This window comes from Enterobacter sp. ECC-019 (assembly GCF_043974075.1).
In the GTDB taxonomy this organism is placed as follows: domain Bacteria; phylum Pseudomonadota; class Gammaproteobacteria; order Enterobacterales; family Enterobacteriaceae; genus Enterobacter; species Enterobacter asburiae_D.
On the sequence record NZ_CP143759.1, the window covers coordinates 1,764,633 to 1,790,383 of the forward strand.

At 57.5% G+C, this 25,751-nt stretch carries 25 protein-coding genes; 9 read left to right on the forward strand and 16 right to left on the reverse strand.

Translation table 11 applies throughout. From position 1 onward, the window contains the following. Positions 1-89: 89 nt before the first annotated feature. Both ushA and V1566_RS08240 read left to right on the forward strand, forming a co-directional pair. A complete protein-coding gene (ushA, locus tag V1566_RS08235) occupies positions 90-1,742 on the forward strand; it encodes a bifunctional UDP-sugar hydrolase/5'-nucleotidase UshA (RefSeq protein ID WP_395305557.1) in 1,653 nt (550 codons plus the stop codon). A gap of 154 nt (positions 1,743-1,896) precedes the next feature. Further along, complete coding sequence (locus tag V1566_RS08240) at positions 1,897-3,054, forward strand: DDE-type integrase/transposase/recombinase (RefSeq protein WP_395303785.1); 1,158 nt, start codon at positions 1,897-1,899, stop codon at positions 3,052-3,054. A 75-nt stretch (positions 3,055-3,129) separates the two neighbouring features. Here the strand turns inward: V1566_RS08240 and ybaK are convergent, their stop codons facing one another. From ybaK to copA, 3 genes are all read right to left on the reverse strand, one after another. Further along, the gene (gene ybaK / locus V1566_RS08245) at positions 3,130-3,609 is read right to left on the reverse strand and encodes a Cys-tRNA(Pro)/Cys-tRNA(Cys) deacylase YbaK (RefSeq protein WP_023310615.1); all 480 of its coding nucleotides are present in this window, start codon (positions 3,607-3,609) and stop codon (positions 3,130-3,132) included. Between the two features lie 199 nt (positions 3,610-3,808). Beyond that, positions 3,809-4,603: a TraB/GumN family protein gene (locus tag V1566_RS08250; RefSeq protein WP_395305558.1), complete on the reverse strand. Its 795-nt coding sequence runs from the start codon at positions 4,601-4,603 to the stop codon at positions 3,809-3,811. Between the two features lie 50 nt (positions 4,604-4,653). Continuing rightward, positions 4,654-7,152, reverse strand: a complete 2,499-nt coding sequence (gene copA / locus V1566_RS08255; RefSeq protein WP_395305559.1) for a copper-exporting P-type ATPase CopA — start codon at positions 7,150-7,152, stop codon at positions 4,654-4,656. A 108-nt stretch (positions 7,153-7,260) separates the two neighbouring features. On the opposite strand from copA, the gene cueR reads away from it, so the two are divergent. Then, entirely contained in the window at positions 7,261-7,671 is a 411-nt protein-coding gene (gene cueR, locus V1566_RS08260) for a Cu(I)-responsive transcriptional regulator (RefSeq protein WP_032661458.1), read from the forward strand. Here cueR and V1566_RS08265 read toward each other — a convergent pair. From V1566_RS08265 to V1566_RS08275, 3 genes are read right to left on the reverse strand one after another with little or no spacing between them, the layout of a single operon-like run. Further along, entirely contained in the window at positions 7,668-8,120 is a 453-nt protein-coding gene (locus tag V1566_RS08265) for an NfeD family protein (protein ID WP_032661457.1), read from the reverse strand. The two genes, cueR and V1566_RS08265, sit on opposite strands and share 4 nt — an antisense overlap. Further along, the gene (locus tag V1566_RS08270) at positions 8,117-9,031 is read right to left on the reverse strand and encodes an SPFH domain-containing protein (RefSeq protein WP_395305560.1); all 915 of its coding nucleotides are present in this window, start codon (positions 9,029-9,031) and stop codon (positions 8,117-8,119) included. The genes V1566_RS08265 and V1566_RS08270 overlap by 4 nt, the downstream gene beginning before the upstream one ends. Positions 9,032-9,074: 43 nt before the next feature. Continuing rightward, positions 9,075-9,926 carry a hypothetical protein gene (locus tag V1566_RS08275; protein WP_395305561.1) on the reverse strand — a complete coding sequence of 284 codons (852 nt, stop codon included), beginning with the start codon at positions 9,924-9,926 and terminating at the stop codon, positions 9,075-9,077. Between the two features lie 143 nt (positions 9,927-10,069). On the opposite strand from V1566_RS08275, the gene fetA reads away from it, so the two are divergent. Next, complete coding sequence (fetA, locus tag V1566_RS08280) at positions 10,070-10,741, forward strand: iron efflux ABC transporter ATP-binding subunit FetA (RefSeq protein WP_395305562.1); 672 nt, start codon at positions 10,070-10,072, stop codon at positions 10,739-10,741. Then, positions 10,734-11,516 carry an iron efflux ABC transporter permease subunit FetB gene (gene fetB, locus V1566_RS08285; protein ID WP_047650470.1) on the forward strand — a complete coding sequence of 261 codons (783 nt, stop codon included), beginning with the start codon at positions 10,734-10,736 and terminating at the stop codon, positions 11,514-11,516. Before fetA ends, fetB begins: the two co-directional genes overlap by 8 nt. 51 nt (positions 11,517-11,567) lie before the next feature. On the opposite strand, the gene V1566_RS08290 is transcribed toward fetB, so the two are convergent. The 3 genes from V1566_RS08290 to tesA are packed head-to-tail and all read right to left on the reverse strand — an operon-like array spanning position 11,568 to position 13,903. After that, positions 11,568-12,422, reverse strand: a complete 855-nt coding sequence (locus V1566_RS08290; RefSeq protein ID WP_024906867.1) for a co-chaperone YbbN — start codon at positions 12,420-12,422, stop codon at positions 11,568-11,570. Positions 12,423-12,480: 58 nt separating this feature from the next. Next, the gene (locus V1566_RS08295; protein ID WP_014882827.1) at positions 12,481-13,251 is read right to left on the reverse strand and encodes an SDR family oxidoreductase; all 771 of its coding nucleotides are present in this window, start codon (positions 13,249-13,251) and stop codon (positions 12,481-12,483) included. A 28-nt stretch (positions 13,252-13,279) separates the two neighbouring features. Next, positions 13,280-13,903 (reverse strand): multifunctional acyl-CoA thioesterase I/protease I/lysophospholipase L1, encoded by a 624-nt coding sequence (tesA, locus tag V1566_RS08300; RefSeq protein ID WP_395305966.1) that lies wholly within the window; start codon positions 13,901-13,903, stop codon positions 13,280-13,282. Here tesA and ybbA point away from each other — a divergent pair. The 3 genes from ybbA to V1566_RS08315 all read left to right on the forward strand — a co-directional run bounded on the left by ybbA (position 13,874) and on the right by V1566_RS08315 (position 18,300). Continuing rightward, positions 13,874-14,560, forward strand: coding sequence for a putative ABC transporter ATP-binding protein YbbA (ybbA, locus tag V1566_RS08305; protein ID WP_032642011.1), 687 nt, complete (start codon positions 13,874-13,876; stop codon positions 14,558-14,560). The two genes, tesA and ybbA, sit on opposite strands and share 30 nt — an antisense overlap. Continuing rightward, positions 14,557-16,971, forward strand: coding sequence for a putative ABC transporter permease subunit YbbP (gene ybbP, locus V1566_RS08310; RefSeq protein ID WP_395305563.1), 2,415 nt, complete (start codon positions 14,557-14,559; stop codon positions 16,969-16,971). Before ybbA ends, ybbP begins: the two co-directional genes overlap by 4 nt. Before the next feature lie 183 nt (positions 16,972-17,154). Next, a complete protein-coding gene (locus V1566_RS08315) occupies positions 17,155-18,300 on the forward strand; it encodes a porin (RefSeq protein WP_023310628.1) in 1,146 nt (381 codons plus the stop codon). An 88-nt stretch (positions 18,301-18,388) separates the two neighbouring features. Here the strand turns inward: V1566_RS08315 and mnmH are convergent, their stop codons facing one another. The 5 genes from mnmH to ppiB form a co-directional block, all read right to left on the reverse strand. Further along, positions 18,389-19,459 (reverse strand): tRNA 2-selenouridine(34) synthase MnmH, encoded by a 1,071-nt coding sequence (gene mnmH, locus V1566_RS08320; protein ID WP_395305564.1) that lies wholly within the window; start codon positions 19,457-19,459, stop codon positions 18,389-18,391. 84 nt (positions 19,460-19,543) lie between these two features. After that, positions 19,544-20,611 carry a 5-(carboxyamino)imidazole ribonucleotide synthase gene (gene purK, locus V1566_RS08325; protein WP_395305565.1) on the reverse strand — a complete coding sequence of 356 codons (1,068 nt, stop codon included), beginning with the start codon at positions 20,609-20,611 and terminating at the stop codon, positions 19,544-19,546. Beyond that, positions 20,608-21,117 (reverse strand): 5-(carboxyamino)imidazole ribonucleotide mutase, encoded by a 510-nt coding sequence (gene purE, locus V1566_RS08330; protein ID WP_014882834.1) that lies wholly within the window; start codon positions 21,115-21,117, stop codon positions 20,608-20,610. The genes purK and purE overlap by 4 nt, the downstream gene beginning before the upstream one ends. A 119-nt stretch (positions 21,118-21,236) precedes the next feature. Beyond that, complete coding sequence (gene lpxH / locus V1566_RS08335; RefSeq protein WP_395305566.1) at positions 21,237-21,959, reverse strand: UDP-2,3-diacylglucosamine diphosphatase; 723 nt, start codon at positions 21,957-21,959, stop codon at positions 21,237-21,239. A gap of 3 nt (positions 21,960-21,962) precedes the next feature. Then, positions 21,963-22,457 (reverse strand): peptidylprolyl isomerase B, encoded by a 495-nt coding sequence (ppiB, locus tag V1566_RS08340; RefSeq protein WP_023334762.1) that lies wholly within the window; start codon positions 22,455-22,457, stop codon positions 21,963-21,965. Between the two features lie 174 nt (positions 22,458-22,631). Between ppiB and cysS the strand changes: the two genes are divergently transcribed. Next, positions 22,632-24,017, forward strand: a complete 1,386-nt coding sequence (gene cysS / locus V1566_RS08345) for a cysteine--tRNA ligase (protein WP_395305567.1) — start codon at positions 22,632-22,634, stop codon at positions 24,015-24,017. Positions 24,018-24,108: 91 nt separating this feature from the next. On the opposite strand, the gene V1566_RS08350 is transcribed toward cysS, so the two are convergent. Then, entirely contained in the window at positions 24,109-24,630 is a 522-nt protein-coding gene (locus V1566_RS08350; RefSeq protein WP_047648510.1) for a metal-dependent hydrolase, read from the reverse strand. Positions 24,631-24,703: 73 nt separating this feature from the next. After that, a complete protein-coding gene (gene malI / locus V1566_RS08355; RefSeq protein ID WP_395305568.1) occupies positions 24,704-25,720 on the reverse strand; it encodes a Mal regulon transcriptional regulator MalI in 1,017 nt (338 codons plus the stop codon). Positions 25,721-25,751 lie beyond the last annotated feature (31 nt).

Genomic DNA, 25,751 nt, shown 5'->3' on the forward strand with positions numbered 1-25,751 from the left:
GAAGAAAGTCGCAATTCTGAAAACTTATTTGTCTATTCTTGTTAGTCACTGTAATTTTTGCCTTTGTCTATTGGTCAGGGAGAGAGAAGATGAAGTTAATGAAGCGGGGCGTCGCGCTGGCGCTCATCGCCGCATGGGGCCTGGTAAGCCTGCCCGCGCAGGCGTATGAAAAAGACAAAACCTATAAAATCACCATTCTGCATACCAACGATCACCACGGTCATTTCTGGCGCAGTGAATACGGCGAATATGGCCTGTCGGCACAAAAAACGCTGGTGGACGGCATTCGTAAAGAGGTAGCGGCCCAGGGGGGCAGCGTGCTGCTGCTGTCGGGGGGCGATATCAATACCGGCGTGCCGGAATCCGATTTACAGGACGCGGAACCTGATTTTCGCGGCATGAACCTGATTGGCTACGACGCGATGGCCGTGGGTAACCATGAGTTTGATAATCCCCTGACCGTGCTGCGCCAGCAGGAAAAATGGGCCAAATTCCCCTTCCTCTCCGCCAATATTTACCAGAAAAGCACCGGCGAACGCCTGTTTAAGCCGTGGGCGCTGTTTAAGCGTCAGGATCTGAAGATCGCGGTCATCGGCTTAACCACTGACGATACGGCGAAAATTGGTAACCCCGAGTTCTTTACCGATATCGAATTCCGCAAACCGGCAGACGAAGCGAAGCTGGTGATTCAGGAGCTGCAGCAAAACGAAAAGCCGGACGTGATTATCGCCACCACGCATATGGGGCACTACGACAACGGTGAGCACGGCTCCAATGCCCCCGGCGACGTGGAGATGGCGCGCAGCCTGCCTGCGGGCTCGCTGGCGATGATTGTGGGTGGTCACTCACAAGACCCAGTGTGTATGGCTTCCGAAAACAAAAAACAGGTGGACTACGTGCCGGGCACGCCGTGCGCGCCAGACCGTCAGAACGGTATCTGGATAGTGCAGGCGCACGAGTGGGGTAAATATGTGGGCCGGGCGGATTTCGAGTTCCGTAACGGCGAGATGAAGCTGGTTCATTATCAGCTTATCCCCATCAACCTGAAGAAGAAAGTTACCTACCCGGACGGGAAAAGTGAGCGCGTACTTTACACGCCAGAGATCGCTGAAAACCAGCAGATGCTCTCTCTGCTGACGCCGTTCCAGAACAAAGGCAAGGCGCAGCTGGACGTGAAAATCGGCACGCTGAACGGTCGTCTTGAGGGGGATCGCAGTAAAGTTCGCTTCGTGCAGACCAACATGGGCCACCTGGTGCTGGCGGCGCAAATGGCGCGCACCGGCGCTGATTTTGGCGTAATGAGCGGCGGCGGTATTCGTGATTCCATCGAAGGTGGAAATATTACCTATAAAGACGTCCTCAAGGTGCAGCCGTTCGGCAACCTGGTGGTCTATGCGGATATGAGCGGGAAAGAGGTGATTGAGTACCTGACCGCCGTGGCGCAGATGAAGCCGGATTCCGGGGCCTATCCGCAGTTTGCTAACGTTAGCTTCGTCGCGAAAGACGGCAAGCTTAACGACCTGAAGATCAAGGGCGAACCGGTTGACCCGGCGAAGACGTACCGTCTGGCGACCTTAAGTTTCAACGCCACCGGTGGTGACGGTTATCCGCATATTGATAATAAACCGGGATACGTGAATACCGGCTTTATCGATGCGGAAGTGCTGAAGCAGTTTATCGAGCAAAATTCGCCGATTGACGTGAATGCGTATGAGCCGAAAGGTGAGGTGAGCTGGCAGTAGTGCGGGGGTTTTGCCGGGTGGCGGCTTCGCCTTACCCAGCCTACATTTGAAACGTAGGCCCGGTAAGCGTAGGGTATGAACCGGAAACATGGGTAACACTTTAGACCGGATACATGGGTAACAGTTATAACTGGCATAGAAGAGGAGACTCGCTATGCCCTGGACTGAGACCCGACCTATGCAACGCCTTGATTTTATCCGTGCCTGCCATGCAGGTACGGACTCCTTCTCCGCTCTTTGCCGTCTTTTTGGCATCAGCCGTAAAACCGGCTATAAATGGCTTCAGCGTTTTGATCCCTCTGACCTGTCATCTCTCTCTGACCGGTCGCGCGCGCCACACTCCCACTCCCGGACGGTTCCTGATGATATCGCCGGACAGCTTACGGCCCTGAGGCAAAAATACCCTGACTGGGGTCCCAAAAAACTGCGGATGTGGCTGCTCAATCATCACGTCGATTTTACCGTCCCTGCTGCCAGCACTATCGGCGATATCCTCAAGCGTGAAGGCCTGGTTCCGGATAAAAAGCGAAAACGCAGAACCCCGGGCAATCGCCAGCCCCTGACCATCATCAGTGAGAACAATCAGGTCTGGAGCGCTGATTTTAAAGGCAAGTTCAGGCTGCTGAGCCGGGAATACTGCCATCCCTTCACCCTGACCGACAATCACAGCCGGTATCTTCTGAGCTGCCGGGGAACGGACCGGGAGAGCGAGCCCTTCGTCAGGCAGTGCCTGACGGATGCGTTCCTGGAGTACGGTCTGCCGGAAGTCCTGAGAACGGATAATGGTCAGCCGTTCGCGGGAACAGGTATTGCCGGGTTAAGTCGCCTTGCAGTCTGGCTGATAAAGCTGGGCATCAGACCGGAACGTATCAGAAAGGGGCATCCGGAAGAAAACGGCCGTCATGAGCGAATGCACCGCTCGCTGAAAAGTGCAGTGAAACAGGGCAACACCTTCATGACGATGGAAGAACAACAGCGGTGGTTCAGTGACTACCGGGAAGAATTTAACCACGAAAGACCGCATGAAGCCCTGGCGGGTGCAACGCCCGGAACGGTGTGGAAGCCCTCAGGCCGTCACTGGGATGGCAGGGTTCCTGAATATGCTTATCCGGAAGGCGGTACGGTCTACAGGGTGAAATCGAGGGGGACACTCTACATGGGGAAAAAGGGGACGGTGTTCCTGAGTGAAGCGCTGACTGATGAGTACATCATGCTGGAAGAACAAGATGATGGCCTTGAGGCCATCATCTTTAACGGAATAACGCTTGCGTACTATGACCGAAGAACCCAGAGTGTGCTCCGGATAGACTAAAAGTGTTACCTATGTTCCCGGTCTGATCTGTCACCTATGTATCCGGTCATACAGTAGCGCCACCGGGCAATTTTCTCAATCCCGGCGCGCAATATCTGCAAACTTCGCGTCCAGCATTTTCGCCAGATCGCCCGCCGCCAGTTCGATATCCAGCCCGCGTTTGCCGCCGGATATAAAGATAGTTTCAAACTCCTGGGAAGGCGCATCGATCAGCGTCGGCAGGCGTTTTTTCTGCCCGAGCGGACTGATCCCGCCCACCAGGTAGCCCGTGGTGCGTTGCGCCACCATCGGATCCGCCATATCCACCTTCTTCGCCCCCAGGGCTTTGGCGACTTTCTTAAGATCCAGCTGTCCCGCCACCGGAGTGACCGCGACGGCGAGGTGTTTCATATCGCCATTCACCGCAACCAGCAGCGTCTTATAAACCTGGTCCGCGTTCAGCCCCAGCTTGCGCACCACTTCATCACCAAAGTTAGTCTCATTCGGATCGTGATCGTAAGTGTGGATCCGGAAAGAAATGTTGTTTTTTTCGAGTAATTTAACGGCGGGAGTCATAGCTATCCTTCTTACGACAGACAAATCATGCCAACAGCATACGCCTGACGTTTGTCTAAAAAATAGCACCATCTTGCGCAATAGTATTGGCAGTGATGGTCACTTTGAGCGACAATCGGCTCAACCGAAGGTCTCCTTCGGCATAATAAAAACGATGAAATTCCTCTTTGACGGGCCAATAGAAATATTGGCCATTTTTTTATTTCAGCAACGACGGCAAATTCCCTTCTCCGTACAAATGTAACGCCCCAACCGCCACCACGTAATGCCCGGCAGGTAACGCATGCAGCGTCTGCCGCCAGGCTTTGTTGCGCGCGTTCATCAGCACATCATACAGCGATTCGCTGAACGTCGACGGTAACGCCAGCTTACCGTCCTCGGGCGGTGCATCCAGCCACCAGCCAATCATGGTCTGCAGCAGGCGCGCGTTGGTGTGCCAGTGGGTCAACGTATCATCCAGCAGCATCAGACCGTCGTCGGGAAGCTGACGCAGAAGCGCAATCTGGCTGTCCGTCCCTTCCAGCTCGATGATGGGCAGGCTGCGCGCCCTTGCCGCGTTCAGCAACTGGTAATCAATGCCGTAGTCACCGCGCAGGCCAAGACGCTGAGCCTGCGTGGCCTGCAGCACCATCGCAATTTGCCAGAGCGGCAGGGGGTCAATCATGGAGAGTGACACGCCGGTTTCATCCGCGACGCGCGTCAGTTCCGCAAGCTGGGCATCATCCAGACGTTCCGCCAGGGTGAGATCGCTCTCGAGCCCGGCAAACGGTGACTCCTGACCCGAAATGTCCGCCTCTACGACCAGCGCATCGGCGTGTTTCAGCCGTTTTATCAGGCCGGGTGGCAGGGGAGACATATCCTGCGTACCCATATGGATGCTGCCGACCAGGTGCAGGTGTTGCCCGCCGGGGAGCGAGATATCCAGACCGGGCCAGGCGTAACGGCGAGGAAAGAGGGCGCGAAACGATGCTTTTATACGATGAAACAGACCCATACGCGCTCCATGAACGGAAAAGTTCATGCTAGCGCGTACGGGTACAAGGTTCAATCTTTCGGTTTAAAGCGCAACAGCCGGTTGGCGTTGCTCACCACGGTAATGGAGGAGAGCGCCATCGCCGCACCCGCGACCACCGGGTTAAGCAGCGTGCCGGTCAGCGGCCACAAAATACCGGCCGCGATCGGGATACCGAGTGAGTTATAGATAAATGCCCCCAGCAGGTTCTGCTTCATGTTGCGCAGCGTGGCTTTTGAAATGGCCAGCGCGTCGGCAACCCCCATCAGGCTATGGCGCATCAGGGTAATAGCAGCGGTTTCAATGGCAACATCGCTCCCGCCGCCCATGGCAATCCCCACGTCCGCCTGGGCCAGCGCCGGGGCATCGTTGATGCCGTCGCCGACCATCGCCACCTGGCGACCCTGAATTTGCAGTTTCTTGATGGCGTCCGCTTTACCGTCCGGCAGTACGCCTGCAATCACCTCATCAATTCCGGCTTCTTTCGCGATGGCGTTGGCGGTGGTCGGGTTATCCCCGGTCAGCATCACCAGACGGTAGCCGGCGCGGTGCAGGCGCTGCAGGGCATCCACGCTGTCCTGACGAAGCGGATCGCGCACGGCCAGCAGCGCGGCGGCTTTGCCATCCACCGCCAGCAGAACCGGCGTGGCACCCTGAGACGCCTGCGCTTTCAGCTCGCTTTCCAGCGCGGTGGTATCAATGCCGTTTTCATTGAGCAGCGCCTGATTCCCCAGCAGCAGCGTGTGGCCGTCGGCTTCGCCGCTCACCCCGAGCCCGCGCAGGGTGCGGAAGTTACTGACCTGCGGCAGGGTAGCGTCATTGGCTTTATCGAGAATGGCGCGGGCCAGCGGGTGGCTGGAGCCTTGCTCCAGCGCGGCGGCGAGACGCAGCGCGTCCTCTTGCGCAATGCCTGCGGTAGTGACGGCCACCACCTGAGGTTTGCCTTCGGTCAGCGTGCCGGTTTTATCAAACACCAGCGTGTCGAGGGTGCTGGCTCGCTGCAGCGCGTCCGCATCCCGCACCAGTACGCCAAATTCGGCCGCGCGGCCTACGCCGGAGATAATCGACATCGGCGTCGCCAGGCCAAGGGCGCAAGGACAGGCGATGATCAGCACCGTGGTAGCGATCACCAGGGTGTAAACAATCTGCGGTGCGGGGCCAAAGAAATACCAGATCGCCGCGCTCAGCAGGGCAATACCGACCACCACCGGCACAAAAATGGCCGAGATTCTGTCGGCAAGCTGGCCAATTTCCGGCTTGCTGCTCTGGGCCTGGCGCACCATGCGGATGATACGCGACAGCGTCGTGTGGCTGCCGACGGCGCTGGCGGTAAACAGCACGCTGCCGTCCTGCACCACCGTCCCGGCATGAACGGCGTCGCCGTCTGATTTCTGCTGAGGGATAGGCTCGCCGGTCAGCATCGCTTCATCCAGCCAGGCTTCGCCCTGGGTTATCTTACCGTCAACGGGAACGCGATCGCCCGTCGTCAGGCGCAGCGTCATGCCGGGCCGAACTTCCGCCAGCGGGACGCTTTTCTCCCCCTCGTCCGTAACCACGCGTGCCGTCGGCGGGGTTAAATCGAGCAATCGTTCCAGCGCTTTCGAGGAGCGCTGACGGGCGCGGGCTTCCAGCATATGGCCTAAGTTAATCAGGCCGATAATCATCGCACTCGCTTCATAGTAGAGATGGCGCGCCTCCATCGGGAACCACTGGGGCCAGACGTTCACGCTCATCGAATAGAGCCACGCCGCGCCGGTACCGAGCGCCACCAGCGTATCCATCGTCGCGGTGCGATTTTTCAGGCTCTTCCAGGCGCTGGTGTAAAAATGCCCGCCTGCAAATACCATCACCGCAAGGGTAATCAGACCAATCACCAGCCACAGCGTGCGGTTGTCAGCGGTGACCATCATGTTGTCACCCATCATGCCCCACACCATCACCGGAATACCCACCAGCAGGGCGACAATCGCCTGCCAGCGGAAGCGTTTCATGGTGGCGATAGCCGTTTCCTGCTGGCGCTCGCGGCGCTCGGCATCATCTTCGATGGCCTCCGCCCCGTAGCCCGCTTTCTCAACGGCCTGCACTAAATCTGCGGCGGAGGCACTGCCCATCACTAGCGCAGTACGCTCCGCAAGATTGACCCGTGCCTGCGCGACGCCCGGTACGGCCTGCAAGGCGTTTTGTACCCGGGAGACGCAGCTGGCGCAGCTCATGCCGTTGATCAGCAGCTGTAGGCTGTCATCAATATCATCAGTTGCCGGAAGCTCAGGAGTGGCCGCTGTCAGCGCTTCCGACGGGGATGATGACTCTGCCAGCGGTTTAGCCTTTGGGTGGCTTAACTCCGCCCCGTAGCCGGCCTGCTTGATGGTATCGATCAGCGCATCCGCGCTGGCGCTGCCGGTCACGGCGGCATGATCGATACTCACATCAGCGCTTTCAACGTCAGGGCGCTGTTCCAGGCTTTCTTTAACGCGTTTGACACAGTGGCCGCAGGAGAGGCCGTCCAGCGTCAGGTCGATAGTGTGAGACATAACAAAACTCCCGTATAATGAACTGGTCAGTAGTTGACCGGAGTAACGCTTTTCGCTAACTGTTATGAAGGTTAAACCTTCCATCAAGGGGAAGGTCAAGGGGGAAATGTGAATATCAGTGACGTGGCAAAAAAAACCGGCTTAACCAGCAAGGCAATCCGCTTTTATGAAGAGAAGGGGCTAGTGACGCCACCGCTGCGCAGCGAAAACGGCTACCGCAGCTATACGAAACTGCATATTGATGAACTGACGCTACTGCGCCAGGCAAGGCAGGTCGGTTTTAATCTGGAAGAGTGCGGCGAGCTGGTTAACCTGTTTAACGATCCGAAGCGTCACAGCGCCGACGTGAAAAAACGCACGCTGGAAAAAGTGGCCGAGATCGAACGCCACATCATCGAGCTGCAGGCGATGCGGGAACAGCTGCTGCAGCTTGCGGAATCCTGTCCGGGGGATGACAGCGCCGACTGCCCGATTATCGACAATCTTGCCGGCTGCTGTCATCGTAAGGCTTCTGCCTAACAGGCTTTCACCCGCAGGGTAATGCCTTCCACCGCAATGACCTCAACCCGCGTGCCGGCGCTGAGGTCGTCGTCGGCGACCACCGGCCACGAGCTGTCGCCCACGCGCATATGCCCGCGTCCGTTCACCAGCGCGGTGTCGAGCGTAAAACGCTTACCGACAATCTGCTGTCCGCGCTGGTTGAGATGCGCGTCCAGCGGCTTCTGCTCGTTAACCCGCCGGTTTAGCCAGCGCCACCACAGCCACGCGGCCACCAGCGTGAGCACGGCAAACAGTGCGCCCTGCCACGCCCAGTCCAGCGGAAGGATCCAGACCAGAAGGCCAGTAATGACAGCGGCAACACCGCTCCAGAGCAGGTAGCCGTTGCCGCCCAGCATCTCCGCCGCCAGCAATAAGCCACCGAGGCTTAGCCAGAAGGCATGAGGATGTGCAACGATCAGCTCAATCATTTTTTACGCTCGTTTCCGCTGTCTTTAATCAGTTCGGCAATACCGGCGATAGAGCCCATCAGGCTGCTGGCCTCCAGCGGCATCATCACCACTTTGCTGTTGTTCGCGGAGCCGATCTGTTTTAGCGCGTCGGTATATTTTTGCGCGATAAAGTAGTTCACGGCCTGGATATCACCGGCGGCAATCGCCTCGGAGACCATCTGCGTCGCACGGGCTTCCGCTTCTGCCGAACGTTCACGCGCTTCCGCCTGTAAAAATGCGGACTGACGATCGCCTTCCGCTTTCAGGATCTGCGACTGTTTTTCCCCTTCCGCTTTGAGGATCTCCGCCTGACGCACCCCTTCGGCTTCCAGAATGTAGGCGCGCTTGGTTCGCTCGGCTTTCATCTGGGCGTTCATGGAGGCAATCAGCTCCGCCGGTGGACGCACGTCGCGGATCTCGATACGGGTGACCTTGATCCCCCACGGGTTCGTTGCCTCGTCGACAATGTGCAGCAGACGGGTATTGATGCTGTCGCGCTGGGAAAGCATTTCGTCCAGCTCCATCGAGCCGAGCACGGTACGGATGTTGGTCATCGTCAGGTTGACAATCGCCAGCTCCAGGTTGCTGACCTCATAGGCCGCTTTCGGCGCATCAATCACCTGAATAAAGCAGACGGCGTCGATGGTGACGTTGGCGTTATCTTTGGAGATGATCTCCTGAGAAGGAATGTCTAGCACCTGTTCCATCATGTTGATCTTGCGACCAATTCTGTCCATGAACGGAACAATCAGGCTTAAGCCCGGCTGGAGAGTGTTGGTGTATCGACCGAAACGCTCAACGGTCCACTGATAACCCTGAGGGACAATTTTGACGCCTGCGCCCACAATAACCAGCGCAACGAAAATAAGGACAGGAACAACGATAAGCATAAAAACCTCCTGTTTTGCATGCTGTGACGAGAGATGTGTGTGTTTATTGCTCGTAAGTATAGGTAAAGTCAGAGATGAATCCATCACCCGCTTCGGCAATGGCTTTGGATAATCCCTGGTAGTACTTCTCCAGCCCCAGCGCTTCGATACGCTGGATCTGTTCGCGGACAGGGGCGCAGAACAGAACCGCATTCCCTGCTTCTACGCGTTTGTTATTCGGTGGAAGGTCGCCCGCGATGGCTTTGAACCACGTTCTGATACCCTGCTTTAAATTATGCGGTGCTTTTGTCAGGTTATCCATGCCCGTCAGGACCTGCAGAGTCGGAAACTCATCGGCCAGCACGGCAGTTTTCATGCGTGCAAAGAACTGGCTGAACAATTCAAACGATCCCAGATCGGTCACGCGCGGTTTGGTGGTTTTACCGTTCTTATTGCCGATTTTACCTGCCTTCGACGCTGCGGCCGAAACCGCATTCACCTTTTCCAGCTCCAGCCCGAATAACAAATTACAGTGCGCGCGGCGCTCTTTCAGCGGGTAGGACATCAGCACGTCAATGAACCGGGTGGCTTTCACATCCGCAAGATTGTGGTTGATAAGCCACTGGGTACGGGAAAATTCAGCCGGAGAGACGAACCAGTCGGGTACCTCACTGAAACGTTTTGATTTTCCTTTACCGTCAAATTCCAGGAAGTGTGTCCCGTTGTCGAAGGCGAAATAGCAATTTTTGAAACTGCCGATCGTGGTGTTCACGATGAGCGCCTTCTTAACAAAATCCACCACCTCTGCACCAATGACAAAACGCGTGAGTTCCGACGATTTGATGACTTCCATTAATGTTTCGACATCAGGAACACCAGGCTTCAGGGAAGGAAACTCATAAAAGATATGTGCCATGCTGCTTACTTCCTGTAGTGATGGTAGTGACAAATAACAAACAAAAAGTTTAACACTTGCTTTAGCGTGAGGCTATTCGCTCTGTGCAGGCGAAAGGATTATGCTACAGACGTTTCTTACAATAAGCGGTTAACGGAAGCGTAATGAACGATAAAAAAAAGCTATTACATCTCAGGGATATCGGATTTCGTGTCGGGGAAAACATTATCCTGCAGCACGTCGGGTTTAGCCTGTCACCGGGCGAGTTTAAATTAATCACGGGACCTTCGGGCTGCGGTAAAAGCACGCTGCTGAAGATTGTGGCCTCACTCCTCAGCCCGACGGAGGGAACCATTCAGTTTGAAGGACAGGATATCGCAGCACTGTCCCCGGAAAGCTACCGCCAGCAGGTCTCCTATTGCGTGCAAACCCCCGCGCTTTTTGGCAATACGGTTTATGACAACCTGATTTTCCCGTGGCAAATCCGCAATAAAACGCCGGAGCCGGAAAAATTTATCAGTGATCTGGCCCGCTTTGGCCTGGCGCAGGAGACGTTAACCAAATCCATCAATGCGCTGTCGGGAGGAGAAAAGCAGCGCGTCTCGCTGATCCGTAATCTTCAATTTTTACCGAAGGTGCTTTTGCTGGACGAAATTACCAGCGCGCTTGATGACGCCAACAAACGCAACGTCAACGAGATTATTCATCGCTACGCCCGGGAGCAGAATATTGCCGTGCTGTGGGTGACGCACGACGCTAACGAAATTACCCATGCGGATGACGTGATTACGCTTCAGCCGCACGGCGGGAAAATGCAGGAGGCTAACCGTGGGTGAACATAATATTACTAATGAATCCCTGGCGTTTTCGATGGTGCTGGTATTGATTGCGATTGTGGTCAGCTACCGGGAAAAGCTTGGGCTGGAAAAAGATATTGTGTGGAGTATCTGCCGCGCGGTGATTCAGCTCATCATCGTCGGCTATGTGCTGAAGTATATATTCAACGTTAACCACGCGGTGCTGACGCTGCTGATGGTGCTCTTTATCTGTTTCAACGCGGCGTGGAATGCGAAAAAGCGCAGTAAATACATTGATAAGGCGTTTATCTCGTCGTTTATCGCCATTACCACCGGGACGGCGCTCACGCTGGCGGTGCTGGTGCTCTCCGGCTCGATTGCGTTTACGCCGATGCAGGTTATCCCCATCTCGGGGATGATTGCGGGGAACGCCATGGTGGCCGTTGGGCTGTGTTATAACAATCTCGGCCAGCGTTTCAGCAGTGAACAGCAGCAGCTACAGGAGAAATTAAGCCTGGGGGCGACGCCTAAAGTGGCCTCGGCGCGGCTGATTCGTGAGAGCATTCGCTCATCGCTGATCCCGACGGTAGATTCAGCCAAAACGGTGGGACTGGTGAGCCTACCGGGCATGATGTCGGGGCTGATTTTTGCCGGTATCGATCCGGTAAAAGCGATTAAGTATCAGATCATGGTGACGTTTATGCTGCTTTCTACGGCAAGCCTGTCCACCATCATTGCCTGTTACCTGACCTATCGGAAGTTCTACAACGCGCGCCACCAGCTGGTGGTGACGCAGTTGAAAAAGACGGGATAACATCGGCTTTTGTAGGCCCGGTAAGGCGAAGCCGCCACCGGGCAAAGTGCATCAATATAACAACGCGTACAGCTGACGACGATACTTCGACGCCAGCGCGTCTCCGGTGCCCAGCGCAGCCAGAATCTCCTGGAACATCTTGCGCGCCTGACCGTCTGCGGCGGCGAGGTCTTTTTGCAGATGGCTGAACAGCAGTTCCAGCGCCTCTTCGTTACGGCCCACCTGGTGTAGCTGCAGCGCCAGCTGGCTTGCCAGCGCGGCGTCGGCCGGGTTGTCGGCGACCTGCTGCTGCAACTGCTGAATTTCCGGGGTATCCGCCGCCTGTTTCAGTAGCTCAATTTGTGCGACCAGCCCCTGATAGCGGGTGTCCTGATCCTGCAGCGGAACCGTTTTGAGTACGGCTTCCGCGTCTTCTGAACGGTGCAGGGCGATCTGCGTTTCCGCCAGCAGCAGGCCAATCTGGCTGTTCTGATTCGACAGCTGCCATGCGTCTTTGAGCAGCGGCAGCGCCTCGTCGTATTTGCCTTCCTGCATCAGCGCCATACCTTCCTGCGCTTTCAGCTCTTCTTCGCGCGGCAGCACCTTATCCAGCAGGGCGCGGATAGCTTCTTCCGGCTGCGGCCCCTGGAAGCCATCAACAGGCTGGCCGTTCTGGAACAGATAGACGGTAGGAATGGCGCGCAGACCAAACTGGGACGCCACCATCGGCTCGGCGTCACAGTCCAGCTTAGCGAGAATGAACTGACCGTTGTACTGGGCGGCAAGGCTCTCCAGCACCGGCGTCAGCTGCAGGCAGTGTTGGCTGCGTTCAGACCAGAAGTAGAACAGGACCGGTTTGGTCATCGACTGTTCAAGGGTCTGTTGCAGGTTAGCTTCTGTAATATTGACGATATTCTGTACGGACATGCGGCTTTCTCTTTTGTCGGTTTGTTCTTTACATGGGGATGCGCGTCGTCGCTTCAACTCAGCCGTGTAAAATTTTGTCCATCATCCGGCCCGGCAGCAGGCGTTTTAACCAGCCTACGGCGTGGGTGACCAGCGTCACCGGATAGCGCATTTTGGGGTGTTCGCTTTCAAAAGCATGGCGCACTTTGGCCACCACCGCCTCTGGCCCGAGGGTAAAACGTGCGGCAATACCGGGGTTCTCGACCGGTTTATCCGCCTGGGTCTGGTTCACGTTTTCGGTAAAGCGGGTGCGGATCGGGCCGGGTTCAATCAGGCTGACCTTAATGCCGCTGTGGCGCAGCTCCATGCGCAGGGCGTCGGACCAGGCCTCCAGCGCATATTTGCTGGCGGCGTAGGCGCCGCGGCCCGGGGTGGAAATCAGCCCCATCACTGACGATGTCATCACGATGCGCCCTTCACCGTGGGGCAGCATCGCGGGGAGCAGACGCATGGTGAGCTGATGCACGCCGAAGAAATTGGTCGAAAACTGTTTCTCCAGCGTTTCTCGGGAGAGCGTATCCAGCGGGCCATACACGCCGTAGCCGGCATTGTTAAAGAGCCCGTACAGACGATTGTCGGTCAGCGCGATCACTTCATCGGCGGCGCGTTCAACGCTCTCCGGCGAGTCCATATCCAGCAGCACGCCGGTAAAGCCCAGTCCGTTCATGCGTTCGACATCGTCGGGTTTGCGACAGGCCGCCAGGACCCGAAACCCCTGGCGCTTCAGTTCAAGCGCGCTTTCCAGGCCGATTCCACTGGAACATCCTGTAATTAAGACCGATTTTTGCATAACTTTACCTGTCAGGATCTCCGCTTAATCAGGAGTCATGTTTAACTAAAGGAGCCAGCCGCGTTGCCATCCAGTCGGCAATAAACGGCTGAGCATCGCGATTGGGGTGGATCCCGTCGTCTTGCATCCACTGGGGTTTGAGATAGACCTCTTCCATGAAAAATGGCAGCAGCGGAATATCAAACTCTTTGGCAAGCTTAGGGTAGATCGCGCTAAAGGCTTCATTATACCGACGACCGTAGTTGGCGGGCAGGCGAATTTGCATCAGCAGCGGTTGAGCGTTTGCCGCCTTAATGTCCTGCAAAATGGTGCGCAGCGTCTGCTCGGTTTGCTGAGGCTGGAAACCGCGCAATCCATCATTACCGCCAAGCTCCACCAGCACCCAGCGCGGCTGGTGCTGTTTGAGCAGCGCAGGCAGGCGCGACATGCCCTGCTGCGAGGTATCACCGCTGATGCTGGCGTTGATTACCGACGTCTTGCTCTGCCATTTGTCATTAAGCAGGGCGGGCCAGGCCGCGCTGGCCGCCATGCGATAGCCTGCGCTCAGGCTGTCGCCGAGAACCAGTAACGTGTCCGCTGCCGCCGCGCGGAAGGTCATCAGAATCAAAAACAGGAAGGGCAAATGCCAGCGGAAAACAGTGTTGAAGTTCATCATCTTAAGAAGTCCGTCGGTCAGGGGGAACACGAGCTTTCCATCCTTACTGGAGTTGAACTCGTTGTCAAACGCGCTGAAACCATCGCGCTGATTGGCGAATCCGGTTCTGGTAAGTCCACGCTGCTGGCGATTTTAGCCGGTCTGGACGACGGCAGCAGCGGCGAGGTCCACCTTGTCGGGCAGCCGCTGCATCAGCTTGATGAAGAGGCGCGGGCCGCGCTGCGCGCGCGTCACGTTGGTTTTGTTTTTCAATCTTTTATGCTGATCCCGACCCTGAACGCGCTGGAAAACGTCGAACTCCCGGCGCTTCTGCGCGGTGAAAATAGCCGTGAAAGCCGCACGCATGCGAAGGCGCTGCTGGAACAGCTCGGTCTGGGGAAACGTCTCGACCATCTTCCCGCGCAGCTTTCCGGCGGGGAGCAGCAGCGCGTGGCGCTGGCGCGGGCGTTTAACGGCCGCCCGGAAGTGCTGTTTGCCGATGAGCCCACCGGTAACCTTGACCGTAAAACCGGAGACCGAATTGCGGACCTGCTGTTTTCGCTCAACCGCGAGCACGGCACCACCCTGATCCTCGTGACCCACGATCCTCAGCTCGCCGCCCGCTGCGACCGTCGCCTGCGGCTGGTCAACGGTATTCTTCAGGAGGAGGCATGATTACCCGCTGGTTTTGGCGCGAGTGGCGTTCCCCCTCGCTGCTGATCGTCTGGCTGGCGCTCAGCCTGGCGGTGGCCTGCGTGCTGGCGCTCGGCAGCGTCAGCGACCGCATGGAAAAAGGGCTCAGCCAGCAGAGCCGGGAGTTTATGGCGGGGGACAGGACGCTGCAAAGCTCCCGCCCGGTACCGTCGGGTTGGATTGAAAAAGCGCGCAAAGAAGGGCTGAAGCTGGGGGAGCAGATAACCTTCCAGACCATGACCTTTGCGGGCGACACGCCGCAGCTTGCCAGCGTGAAGGCCGTGGATGACATCTACCCGATGTACGGTGACTTACAAACCAGCCCGCCCGGGTTAAAGCCGACGCCTGGTACGGTGCTGCTGGCATCTCGTCTGATGGCGCTTCTGAACCTAAAGCCCGGCGACAGTATCGACGTCGGCGACGCCACCCTCAAAATTGCCGGGGAAGTGGTGCAGGAGCCCGACGGCGGTTTTAACCCCTTCCAGCTTGCGCCGCGCCTGCTGATGAACACCGCGGATGTTGCGGCAACCCATGCCGTTCAGCCGGGAAGCCGCGTCACCTGGCGCTATAAGTTTGGCGGCACGCCTGCCCAGCTTGACGCGTATGAAAAGTGGCTTCTGCCGCAGTTAAAACCGGAACACCGCTGGTATGGTCTGGAGCAGGACGAAGGGGCGCTGGGTAAATCTCTGGAGCGTTCTCAGCAGTTCCTGCTGCTGTCGGCATTGTTGACCCTGCTGCTGGCGGTGGCGGCGGTTGCCGTGGCGATGGGGCACTACTGCCGCAGCCGCTACGACCTGGTGGCGATCCTCAAAACCCTCGGCGCAGGCCGGGCGCAGCTGCGCAAGCTGATCGTCGGCCAGTGGCTGATGGTGCTGGTCCTCTCCGCGCTGACCGGCGGAATAATGGGGCTGCTGTTTGAAAAACTGCTGATGGTGATGCTGAAACCGGTGCTCCCGGCCGCATTGCCGCCGGCCAGCCTCTGGCCCTGGCTATGGGCAATCGGCGCGATGACGGTGATTTCGCTGCTGGTAGGGCTACGCCCGTACCGACTGCTGCTCGCGACGCAGCCGCTGCGCGTGCTCCGTAACGATGTGGTGGCGAACGTCTGGTCGCTGAAGTTCTACCTTCCGGTGATTATTGCGGTGGCGGTGGGGCTGCTGGCCTGGCTGATGGGGGGCAGCACGCTGTTGTGGGCGGTACTGGCCGGGGCGGTTGTGCTGGCGCTGCTGTGCGGCGTGCTGGGCTGGATACTGCTTAACGTCCTGAAACGACTGACGGTAAAATCCCTGCCCATGCGCCTGGCGGTCAACCGCCTGCTGCATCAGCCGTGGTCAACGCTCAGCCAGCTGTCGGCCTTTTCGCTGTCGTTTATGCTGCTGGCGCTGCTTTTAGTGCTGCGCGGCGATCTGCTCGAACGCTGGCAGCAGCAGCTTCCGCCGGAAAGCCCGAACTATTTCCTGATCAATATCGCGCCTGAGCAGGTGACGCCGCTGAAGGGCTTCCTGTCGGAGCATCACATTATCCCTGAGTCGTTCTATCCCATCGTTCGCGCGCGTCTGACGCAGATCAACGGTCAGCCAACGGAGGGGAACAAGGACGAGTCGCTGAACCGCGAGCTGAACCTGACCTGGCAGGAGAAACGCCCTGACCACAACCCGATAACCGACGGCACCTGGCCGCCAAAAGCGGGGGAAGTGTCGATGGAGGAGGGGCTGGCGACGCGCCTGAACGTGAAGCTTGGGGACAGCGTGACCTTTACCGGCGATACCCAGGATTTCAGCGCCAAAGTCACCAGCCTGCGTAAAGTGGACTGGGAAAGCCTGCGGCCAAACTTCTTCTTTATCTTCCCGCCGGACGCGCTGGACGGGCAGCCGCAGAGCTGGCTGACCAGCTTCCGCTGGGAAAACGGCAACGGCATGCTGACCCAGCTAAACCGGGAGTTTCCAACGGTTAGCCTGCTGGATATTGGCGCGATCCTGAAGCAGGTCAGTCAGGTGCTGGAGCAGGTGAGCCGCGCGCTGGAGGTGATGGTGGTGCTGGTGACGATCTGCGGCGTGCTGTTGCTGCTGGCCCAGGTGCAGGTGGGCATGCGCCAGCGCCATCAGGAGCTGGTGGTCTACCGCACGCTGGGGGCTGGAAAGCGGCTGCTGCGGATGACGCTCTGGAGCGAGTTTGCGCTGCTGGGGCTGGTGGCGGGTCTGGTGGCGGCCATTGGTGCAGAGACGGCGCTGGCGGTGCTGCAGACAAAGGTCTTCGACTTCCCCTGGGAGCCTGACTGGCGCCTCTGGTTGATCCTGCCTCTCTGTGGCGCGGTGCTGCTTTCTCTCTGCGGAGGCTGGCTCGGCACGCGGCTGTTAAAGGGCAAAGCCCTGTTCCGTCAGTTTGCGAGTTGATTTAGAACAGTGATAGTTGCGCACCGGGTTTTAATGCCGGTGTGCAGTATTTAAATAGCACAAAGTGATAATACCCACTCATTTAGTAGCACAAAACATTAAAAACCCGACCACACAGCCCGATTATTTCCAGTTAATATTCACCCGCTAAATATTTAGCAGCGTGTCTATTAAGGAAAGATAATGACTATAAAAAAATCAGCGCTGGCGGCAACGATCGGCGCGGCAGTGGCATTGACTACCTTCGCTTCTCAGGCGGAAATCACCGTTCTTAAGCAGGATCCTCAGGCGGGTAACCCGCTGAGCCGCCTGAACTTCACCGTTGGCGGCAGTATCCGTCCTCAGTTCCAGAACATGACCGGCGACGACGGTAAAAACAGCTACAAGCGTAACGGCTTTGACGGCGGCACCCGTTTCCGTTTCGCGGCTGATTACTACCTGTTTGATGACATCAGCTGGATTAGCTACTACGAGCTGGGTGTCAATATTCCCGCGCAGTTTAACTGGGATCACCACTACGCCGACGGCGCACACGACACCACGCGTCGTATGCTCTACACCGGTCTGAAGAGCGATACCTGGGGTACGCTGACCTTCGGTCAACAGAACAGCGTTTACTATGATGTGGTGGGCGCGAAAACCGATATCTGGGACTACGACATGATCGGCCAGGCTCCGGGTAACGGTATCAACGGCGATTACGACGGTTCTTACCGTTCACGCCAGATGCTGAAATATAAGAAAACCGTGGGCGATGCCGACATCTACGCATCTTACCTGTTTGAAGACAGCGAATACCTGCCGGGCAACGGCCTGCGCTACAAGCGTAAAGGCGGCGGCTCGCTGGGTCTGGATTATCACCTGACCACCGATCTGACCTGGGGCGCCGCGTGGAACTACACCCGTGCGGACATGCGTAACCCGGACAACGGCGACAGCAAAACCTACGACCAGAACATCCTCGGTACCGCGCTGAGCTGGACCCCGGACAACTGGACCTTCTCCGCAGGCGGCGGCTGGTACCAGAACTTCCTGACCACCAAAAAAGTGTCTGTTAACGACTACTTCGCCGGTGATGCATGGGGTATTGAATACTTTGCGGGCTACAAGTTCCCAATCGGCCAGTACGCGGTTAAATCCATCCAGCCTTACTTCATGGGCGACCGTATTGAGTACGTGAACGGCCGCAACTACCAGCGCATCGACAACGGCGTGGGTATTAGCTTCCAGCTGGATTACGGTTTCCGCGTGGATTACGAACACGTGTTCACTTCCAGCACCGACAACCTGGGCGACATGAACCTGGTGCGTCTGCGTTACGACTTCTAAGCCGTCTGTTCCCCGGTGGCGCTGCGCTTACCGGGGCTACAAAAGCATATGTAGGCCGGGTAAGGCGTAGCCGCCACCCGGCTTTCTTTTAGCGATTAAGCCAGTCAGCGACCTCGCCATACGTCCCGCGATAGATAATCTTCTCCGCCTTTTTCTCCAACTGATAGCCGTACATCGGGTCGTAATAGTCCTTCAGCAGCGGCGCAAGCCAGTTGAAGTGCGCGTCAGTGCTGCCAGAGCGTTGCTGTTCCAACAGCGCGGAATCTAACAGCGCGGTGAATTCTGCATACCGCTGCAGCCCCAGACGGCGGCGAATGGCGAACAGGCCGTGGTGCAGATACTCGCTGTACTCCTTCCAGCCCGCTTCTTCACCGTAGGCAGCAGAAAAATCTGCCCACATATGGTCGAAATACTCTTCGCGCAGGCGCTCCAGGCGGACGTCAAACGGGTCTTCGACAACAACGATCGGGGCTTCAACCATGCGGTCGCGCAGGCACTCCGGCAGGTGGTTGGAGCCAATCATCCGGCCTTCATCTTCCAGCACCCAGCGCGCGGCGTCTTTTTTCAACAGTTTAACCGCAAGGTGGTTTTCAAAGCTGGCCTGGGAAAGCTGCGGCGTGAGCGTGCGGCCAAACGACGAACCGCGGTGGTGCGCCAGCCCTTCGAGATCGATGCCCTGCGCGTGCTGCTTCACCAGCAGCGTTTTACCGTTTCCGGTACAGCCGCCGATAAGCACCATCGGCTTTTGTGACTGCTCAATCGTCACCTGAATCGCCGTCTGACGCAGGGCCTTATAGCCGCCGCGGATCAGCGGGTAGTCGATGCCCGCCTCTTTCAGCCAGGCCTGAGAGATATGCGAGCGCTGGCCGCCGCGCGCGCAGCAGAGAAAGCCCTCAGGATGGGCAAGGCTGGCCTGGCGCCAGGCGTTGATGCGTGCCTCACGCGTCTCGCCGCTCACCAGACTATGGCCGAGCGCCAGCGCGGCCTCGGGGCCCTGGCGCTTATAGCAGGTGCCGACGGCAGCGCGCTCGTCATCATTCATTAAAGGCAGGTTGAACGCCGCAGGCATCGCGCCCTGGGCAAATTCGATCGGCGCGCGAACGTCGATTAAAGGGGTATCAGACGCGAGGATCGCGCGATAGTCCGTTCCATCGTTCATGGTTATTCCAGAAGAAAACTCAGCAGCAATGGGCGGGGATTGTACGCCGGGGAAGGGGAAGGTCAACTCCCCGGCGCAGATGTCTTACTTGAGCTTTGATTGTGCCCAGACAATACCACTCGCATATTCCGGCGGCAGGAGAGGGATCATTGCTTCCAGGGTCGCGCTCAGGCGATCGGTATCACTGTCGTTCAGGTTCAGGTGACCGACCTTACGACCCGCGCGAACCTCTTTGTCATACCAGTGCAGATGCACCAGCGGCAGCTTCAGCCAGTCGTAGTTCAGATCGGTGCCGATCAGGTTGATCATCACCGACGGGCTGTCCACCACCGGCTGCGGCAGCGGCAGGTCGGTGATCGCGCGCAGGTGCAGCTCGAACTGGCTGATGGACGCGCCGTTTTGCGTCCAGTGGCCGCTGTTGTGCACGCGCGGCGCAAGTTCGTTGATCAGCAGGCCGGACGGGGTGATAAAGCACTCCATCGCCATGACGCCCACATAGCCCAGTTCGTGCATGATGGCAGAGAGCATCTCTTCCGCCTGCGCCTGCTGGTCAGCATTGGCGTGCGGGAAGGCGACGCTGGTGCGCAAAATGCCGTCCTGATGCAGGTTATGCGTCAGCGGATAAAAGACGGTATGCCCGTCGTGCCCGCGCGCGCCAACCAGCGATACTTCACCGCTAAAGTTGATGCCCTGCTCAACGATGCACTCGCCGTAGCAGTCGTCCGGCAGTTCGGTGGTATCGTTCGCGCGCAGACGCCACTGGCCGCGGCCGTCGTAACCGCCCACGCGGCGCTTCACGATTGCCAGCTCGCCCAGCATCGCGAAAACATCATTCCATTCGCTTTTATCGGACAGGAGCTGCCACGGCGCGGTCGGCAGACCGAGCTTGTCGAACAGCTGCTTTTGCGTCAGACGGTCGGCGATGATTGGGAAGACGTCGCGGTTAACGAAGGCGTTATGACGCGCCAGCTCGCGGGTCAGCGCGGTTTCCGGCCAGCGTTCGATCTCGGCGGTAATCACGCTCTGGTGGAACGGTACGGCTTCAGGTTCAGCATCCAGCCCGACGGGCCAGACGGCAATACCCAGCGGCTCACCGGCCTGACGCAGCATGCGGCCTAACTGACCGTTACCGAGGACGCAAACCTGCTTCATGCCGCACCCCGCGGGTCCGGATTGTCCAGCACTTCGTCGGTCTGGGCTTTACGCCACTCCGCCAGACGTTGATGCAATGCTTTATCGTGCGTCGCAAGAATTTGCGCCGCGAGCAGGGCTGCGTTCGCTGCGCCCGCTTTACCAATCGCCAGCGTGCCGACAGGAATACCGCGCGGCATCTGGACGATGGAGTAGAGGCTATCCACACCGCTTAACGCGGCGCTTTGTACCGGGACGCCCAGAACCGGCACCAGGGTTTTGGCGGCAATCATGCCCGGCAGATGTGCTGCGCCGCCCGCACCGGCAATGATCACCTCATAACCGTTCTCTTCGGCGCTTTCGGCGAAGCTGAACAGTTTGTCCGGTGTACGGTGCGCGGAGACCACTTCAACGTGGTGCGGAACATTCAGGATTTCAAAGATTTCGGCGGCGAACTGCATGGTAGCCCAGTCGCTTTTGGACCCCATCACGATGGCGACACGCGCCGGATTATTGCGGGAAGACATGTGTCTTAAAACTCCTGTGGTGCGAAACACACTGCTTTCGAGGGCACAGAGAATAGCATGTTATAAGGGCAAGGAAAACGGTTGCGTGGCTGAGAAATAAGCGAAACGATGAGAAAACGTTAAAACGGAAAAGCGATCAGTTCGACACCTTCCGGGGTGACTTTGACCATCGAACCCTCAGTGTGCCAGGCCCCCAATACCACACGATGGGCGGGCTCGCCGTTGGCCAGCAGAGAATGTACATCAGGACGATGCGTATGACCGTGGATCAACCACTGAACGCCATGCTTCTCCATCACGCTCACCACGGCCTGCGGGTTCACGTCCATGATGGTCATGGATTTGCTGCTGTTGGCGGCTTTACTGCCCGCGCGCATTCTGGCGGCGATACGGTTGCGGATAAACAGCGGGAGCGCAAGGAACACCTTTTGGATCCACGGAGTGTGGACTTTGGCGCGAAACGCCAGGTAGCCGATATCGTCGGTGCAGAGCGTGTCGCCGTGCATGATCAGGACTTTGCGGCCATAGAGGTCGAGCACCTGCTCTTCCGGCAGCAGCGTCATGCCGCTTTCGCGGGCGTAGCGCTTGCCGATCAGGAAATCACGGTTGCCGTGAATGAAGTAGCAGGGGACGCCGGAATCTACCAGCGCGTGAATGGCGGCGGCCATTTCACGGTGCAGCGGGTTAGGATCATCGTCGCCAATCCAGGCTTCAAAGAGGTCGCCCAGGATGTACAGCGCATCGGCGCTTTTCGCTTCACCGCGTAAAAAACGCAGAAAACCGGCGGTTATCGCCGGTTCTTCTGTTTGCAGATGCAGATCCGCAATAAAGAGTGTCGCCACGAATTACTCGCTGACGGTCACGCTGGTAATCACAACGTCTTCTTTAGGAACGTCCTGGTGCATACCGCTGCGGCCAGTAGAGACGGCTTTGATCTTGTCAACCACGTCCATACCTTCAACCACTTCTGCGAATACGCAGTAGCCCCAACCCTGCAGGCTTTCGCCGGAGAAGTTCAGGAAGTCGTTGTCAGCCACGTTAATGAAGAACTGCGCGGTTGCAGAGTGTGGTGCCTGAGTACGGGCCATCGCCAGCGTGCCGCGGGTGTTTTTCAGGCCGTTGTTTGCTTCGTTTTTGATCGCTTCTTTGGTGGCTTTCTGGTTCATGCCGGGTTCAAAACCGCCGCCCTGGATCATAAAACCGTTGATCACGCGGTGGAAAATGGTGTTGTTGTAGAAACCTTCGCGGCAGTAGTCCAGGAAGTTTTTAACTGTTTCAGGCGCTTTGTCATCAAAGGTTTTGATTACGATATCGCCATGATTAGTGTGGAAAGTAACCATTTTTGCATCCTGTTCCGTTATTGTGGTACGTCGACCCGCGTTCGGGTCATCTATAGGGGCTTGTTATAGCATAACCACAGGATGCGATCACCTTGCATTGTGTGCTGCTTCGGGTTTGAATTACGGGTAGAATAGCTGGCTTTCAACCACACACGTGTTTACATGGAATCTTCGATGTTAAAAATCTTTAATACAATGACGCGCCAAAAAGAGGAATTTAAACCTATCCATGCCGGGGAAGTCGGCATGTACGTGTGTGGTATTACGGTTTACGATCTCTGTCACATTGGCCATGGCCGTACCTTTGTCGCCTTTGACGTGGTGTCACGCTACCTGCGTTTTCTGGGCTATAACCTGAAATACGTGTGTAATATCACCGATATCGACGACAAAATCATCAAGCGCGCTAATGAAAACGGCGAAAGCTTCGTTGCGCTGGTGGACCGTATGATCGTCGAAATGCACAAAGATTTCGACGCCCTGAATATTCTGCGTCCGGACAGCGAGCCGCGCGCGACCCATCATATTCACGAAATCATCGAGATCACCGAAAAGCTGATCGCACGCGGTCACGCTTACGTTGCGGACAACGGCGACGTGATGTTCTCCGTGCCGACGGACCCAACCTACGGTGTGCTTTCCCGACAGGATCTGGATCAGCTCCAGGCCGGCGCGCGCGTTGACGTGGTTGACGTGAAGCGTAACCCGATGGACTTCGTGCTGTGGAAAATGTCCAAAGAGGGCGAACCAAGCTGGCCATCCCCGTGGGGTGAAGGCCGCCCGGGCTGGCACATTGAGTGTTCCGCGATGAACTGCAAGCAACTGGGCAAGCACTTCGACATTCACGGCGGCGGTTCGGACCTGATGTTCCCGCACCACGAAAACGAAATCGCGCAGTCCACCTGCGCTCACGGCGGCGAGTACGTGAACTACTGGATGCACTCCGGGATGGTAATGGTTGACCGCGAGAAGATGTCTAAATCGCTGGGTAACTTCTTCACCGTGCGCGACGTGCTGAAGTATTACGACGCGGAAACCGTGCGCTACTTCCTGATGTCCGGCCACTATCGCAGCCAGCTGAACTACAGCGAAGAGAACCTGAAACAGGCGCGCTCGGCGCTTGAGCGTCTGTACACCGCGCTGCGTGGTACCGACAGGTCTGTTCCTGCGGCAGGCGGCGAAGCGTTCGAAGCACGCTTTGTTGAGGTGATGAACGACGACTTCAACACCCCGGAAGCCTACTCCGTGCTGTTCGACATGGCGCGCGAAGTGAACCGCCTGAAGTCAGAAGATATGGCCGCGGCGAATGCGCTGGCGTCCCATCTGCGTAAGCTTTCTTCCGTGATCGGCCTGCTGGAGCAGGATCCGGACGTGTTCCTGCAGAGTGGTGCGCAGGCGGACGACGGTGAAGTGGCGGAAATTGAAGCGTTGATCAAAGCGCGTCTGGAAGCGCGACAGGCAAAAGACTGGGCGGCGGCAGATGCGGCGCGCAACCGTCTGACCGAGATGGGTATCATTCTGGAAGATGGCCCACAGGGCACCACCTGGCGTCGTAAATAGGTCTGTAACGCCCGGTGGCGCTTACGCTTACCGGGCCTACAAAATCACGACAGTAGGCCGGATAAGGCGTAGCCGCCACCCGGCTTTTCTTTTACCTCCGCCTCCACCACAGCAACCCCATCAGCACTACTCCCGGCAGCCACACCCACAGCAGTTCTGAAACGATCACCTGATGCCCGTACGGCGTGGTGTAGCGCGACAGCGCAAACGGCGCGACCTTTATGACCTGCCACGGCGCAAAGAAGCGTTCATCTGACCATGGCCACAGCCAACCGACGCCTTTCCCGCCCGTGGTAATCGAATCCAGCAGACTGTGCGACAGCAATGACACCGTCAAAAACAGCCAGCACCGCGTCAGGCTGGCCCGGAACCATCGTCGGCCAATCAGCACGCAAAGTATCGGCACCACAAAGGCGAACAGCAGGGAGTGGGTAAAGCCGCGATGGCCGAATACATTGCCGTACGCGACGCCGAACTTGAACGCCAGCACGTCGGCATCCGGCAGCATGGCGAGGACAATTCCGGCGAACAGCAGGCGGGGAGGAATCACTTTGGTTCCCAGGCCTAAGCCCAGACAAAGCGGAACAGCAGCGTGCGTAATAACGGTAGGCATTGCAATTATCCATGGCAAATCATGGAAATATAGCAGCGAATTCGCTTTTACAAACCTGTGATAAATTCTGATTTTACGCCGATTCGCGCGCGATAAGCTGCCCGGAAAGCGTAATGCGCTGGGTTTGCAGCGTCGGCTCCTTCAGCGTGCGAATAATCAGCCCGGCCGCCTGACGCCCCGTCTCTTCGCTGGCGGACGACACGTAGGTAAACGATGGCGAGGTGAGATTAACGTGGAGCATATCTTCGAAACCGACCAGCGCGACCTGCTGTGTCAGAAACACATCTTTGCCCACCGTTCGTCCTACCTGGTGAATACCGGAGATGGAGCCAATCATGGCATCCGGCGAGTGGCAGAGCAGGGCGGTGATGGTGTTGTTTTTTTCCAGCAGCTGGCGGGTGGCGAAACCCGCGGCCAGGGTGTCATCGCTGCAGGCCGGAGAGTATTCATCGCGCCAGACCAGCCCGTTCTGCGTCATCGCGCTGCGAAAACCGAGCAGGCGCTGCTCGCGGATAAGGCAGCCTTCACGTCCGCCAATGTAGGCGATATTGCGATGGCCGCGCTCGATAAGATAACGCACCGCCAGGTTTGCCGCCTGGCGGTTGTCGCGCATCACCAGATTGCATTTTTCATCCAGCAGCGACTGAGAGACTACTACCAGCGGCAGCGGGCAGCGCCGAATCTGTTCCGGGAGGGTGGATGTGCGGGTATCCGAGGCCAGATAGATCACCCCGGCGACGCCCTGCTGCTTAAACGACAGCAGGCAGCGCTCAAGATGGTCAGCGTCGTTCTGCGGCTGGCCGAGAAAAACCATATACCCCTGTTTTTCAAGATCCTGGACGATACTCGCCATCACCTTGATGGAGAAGCTGTCGCTAAAGTCACGGAGGATCAGGCCAATCAGATTGGACGTATTGGCGCGGAGGTTGGCAGCGGCGACGTTATGAACATAGCCTAGCGTATTGATGGCAGCGTTGACCTTCTCGATCGTTGCCTCTGAGATTTTCCCTTTCTGGCGCAAAACCAGCGATACGGTTGAGACCGACACGCCCGCGTGCTTTGCGACATCAATAATGCTGACTTTCTTCAAAACCGCTCCCTGAAATTTGCCGATTATCAGC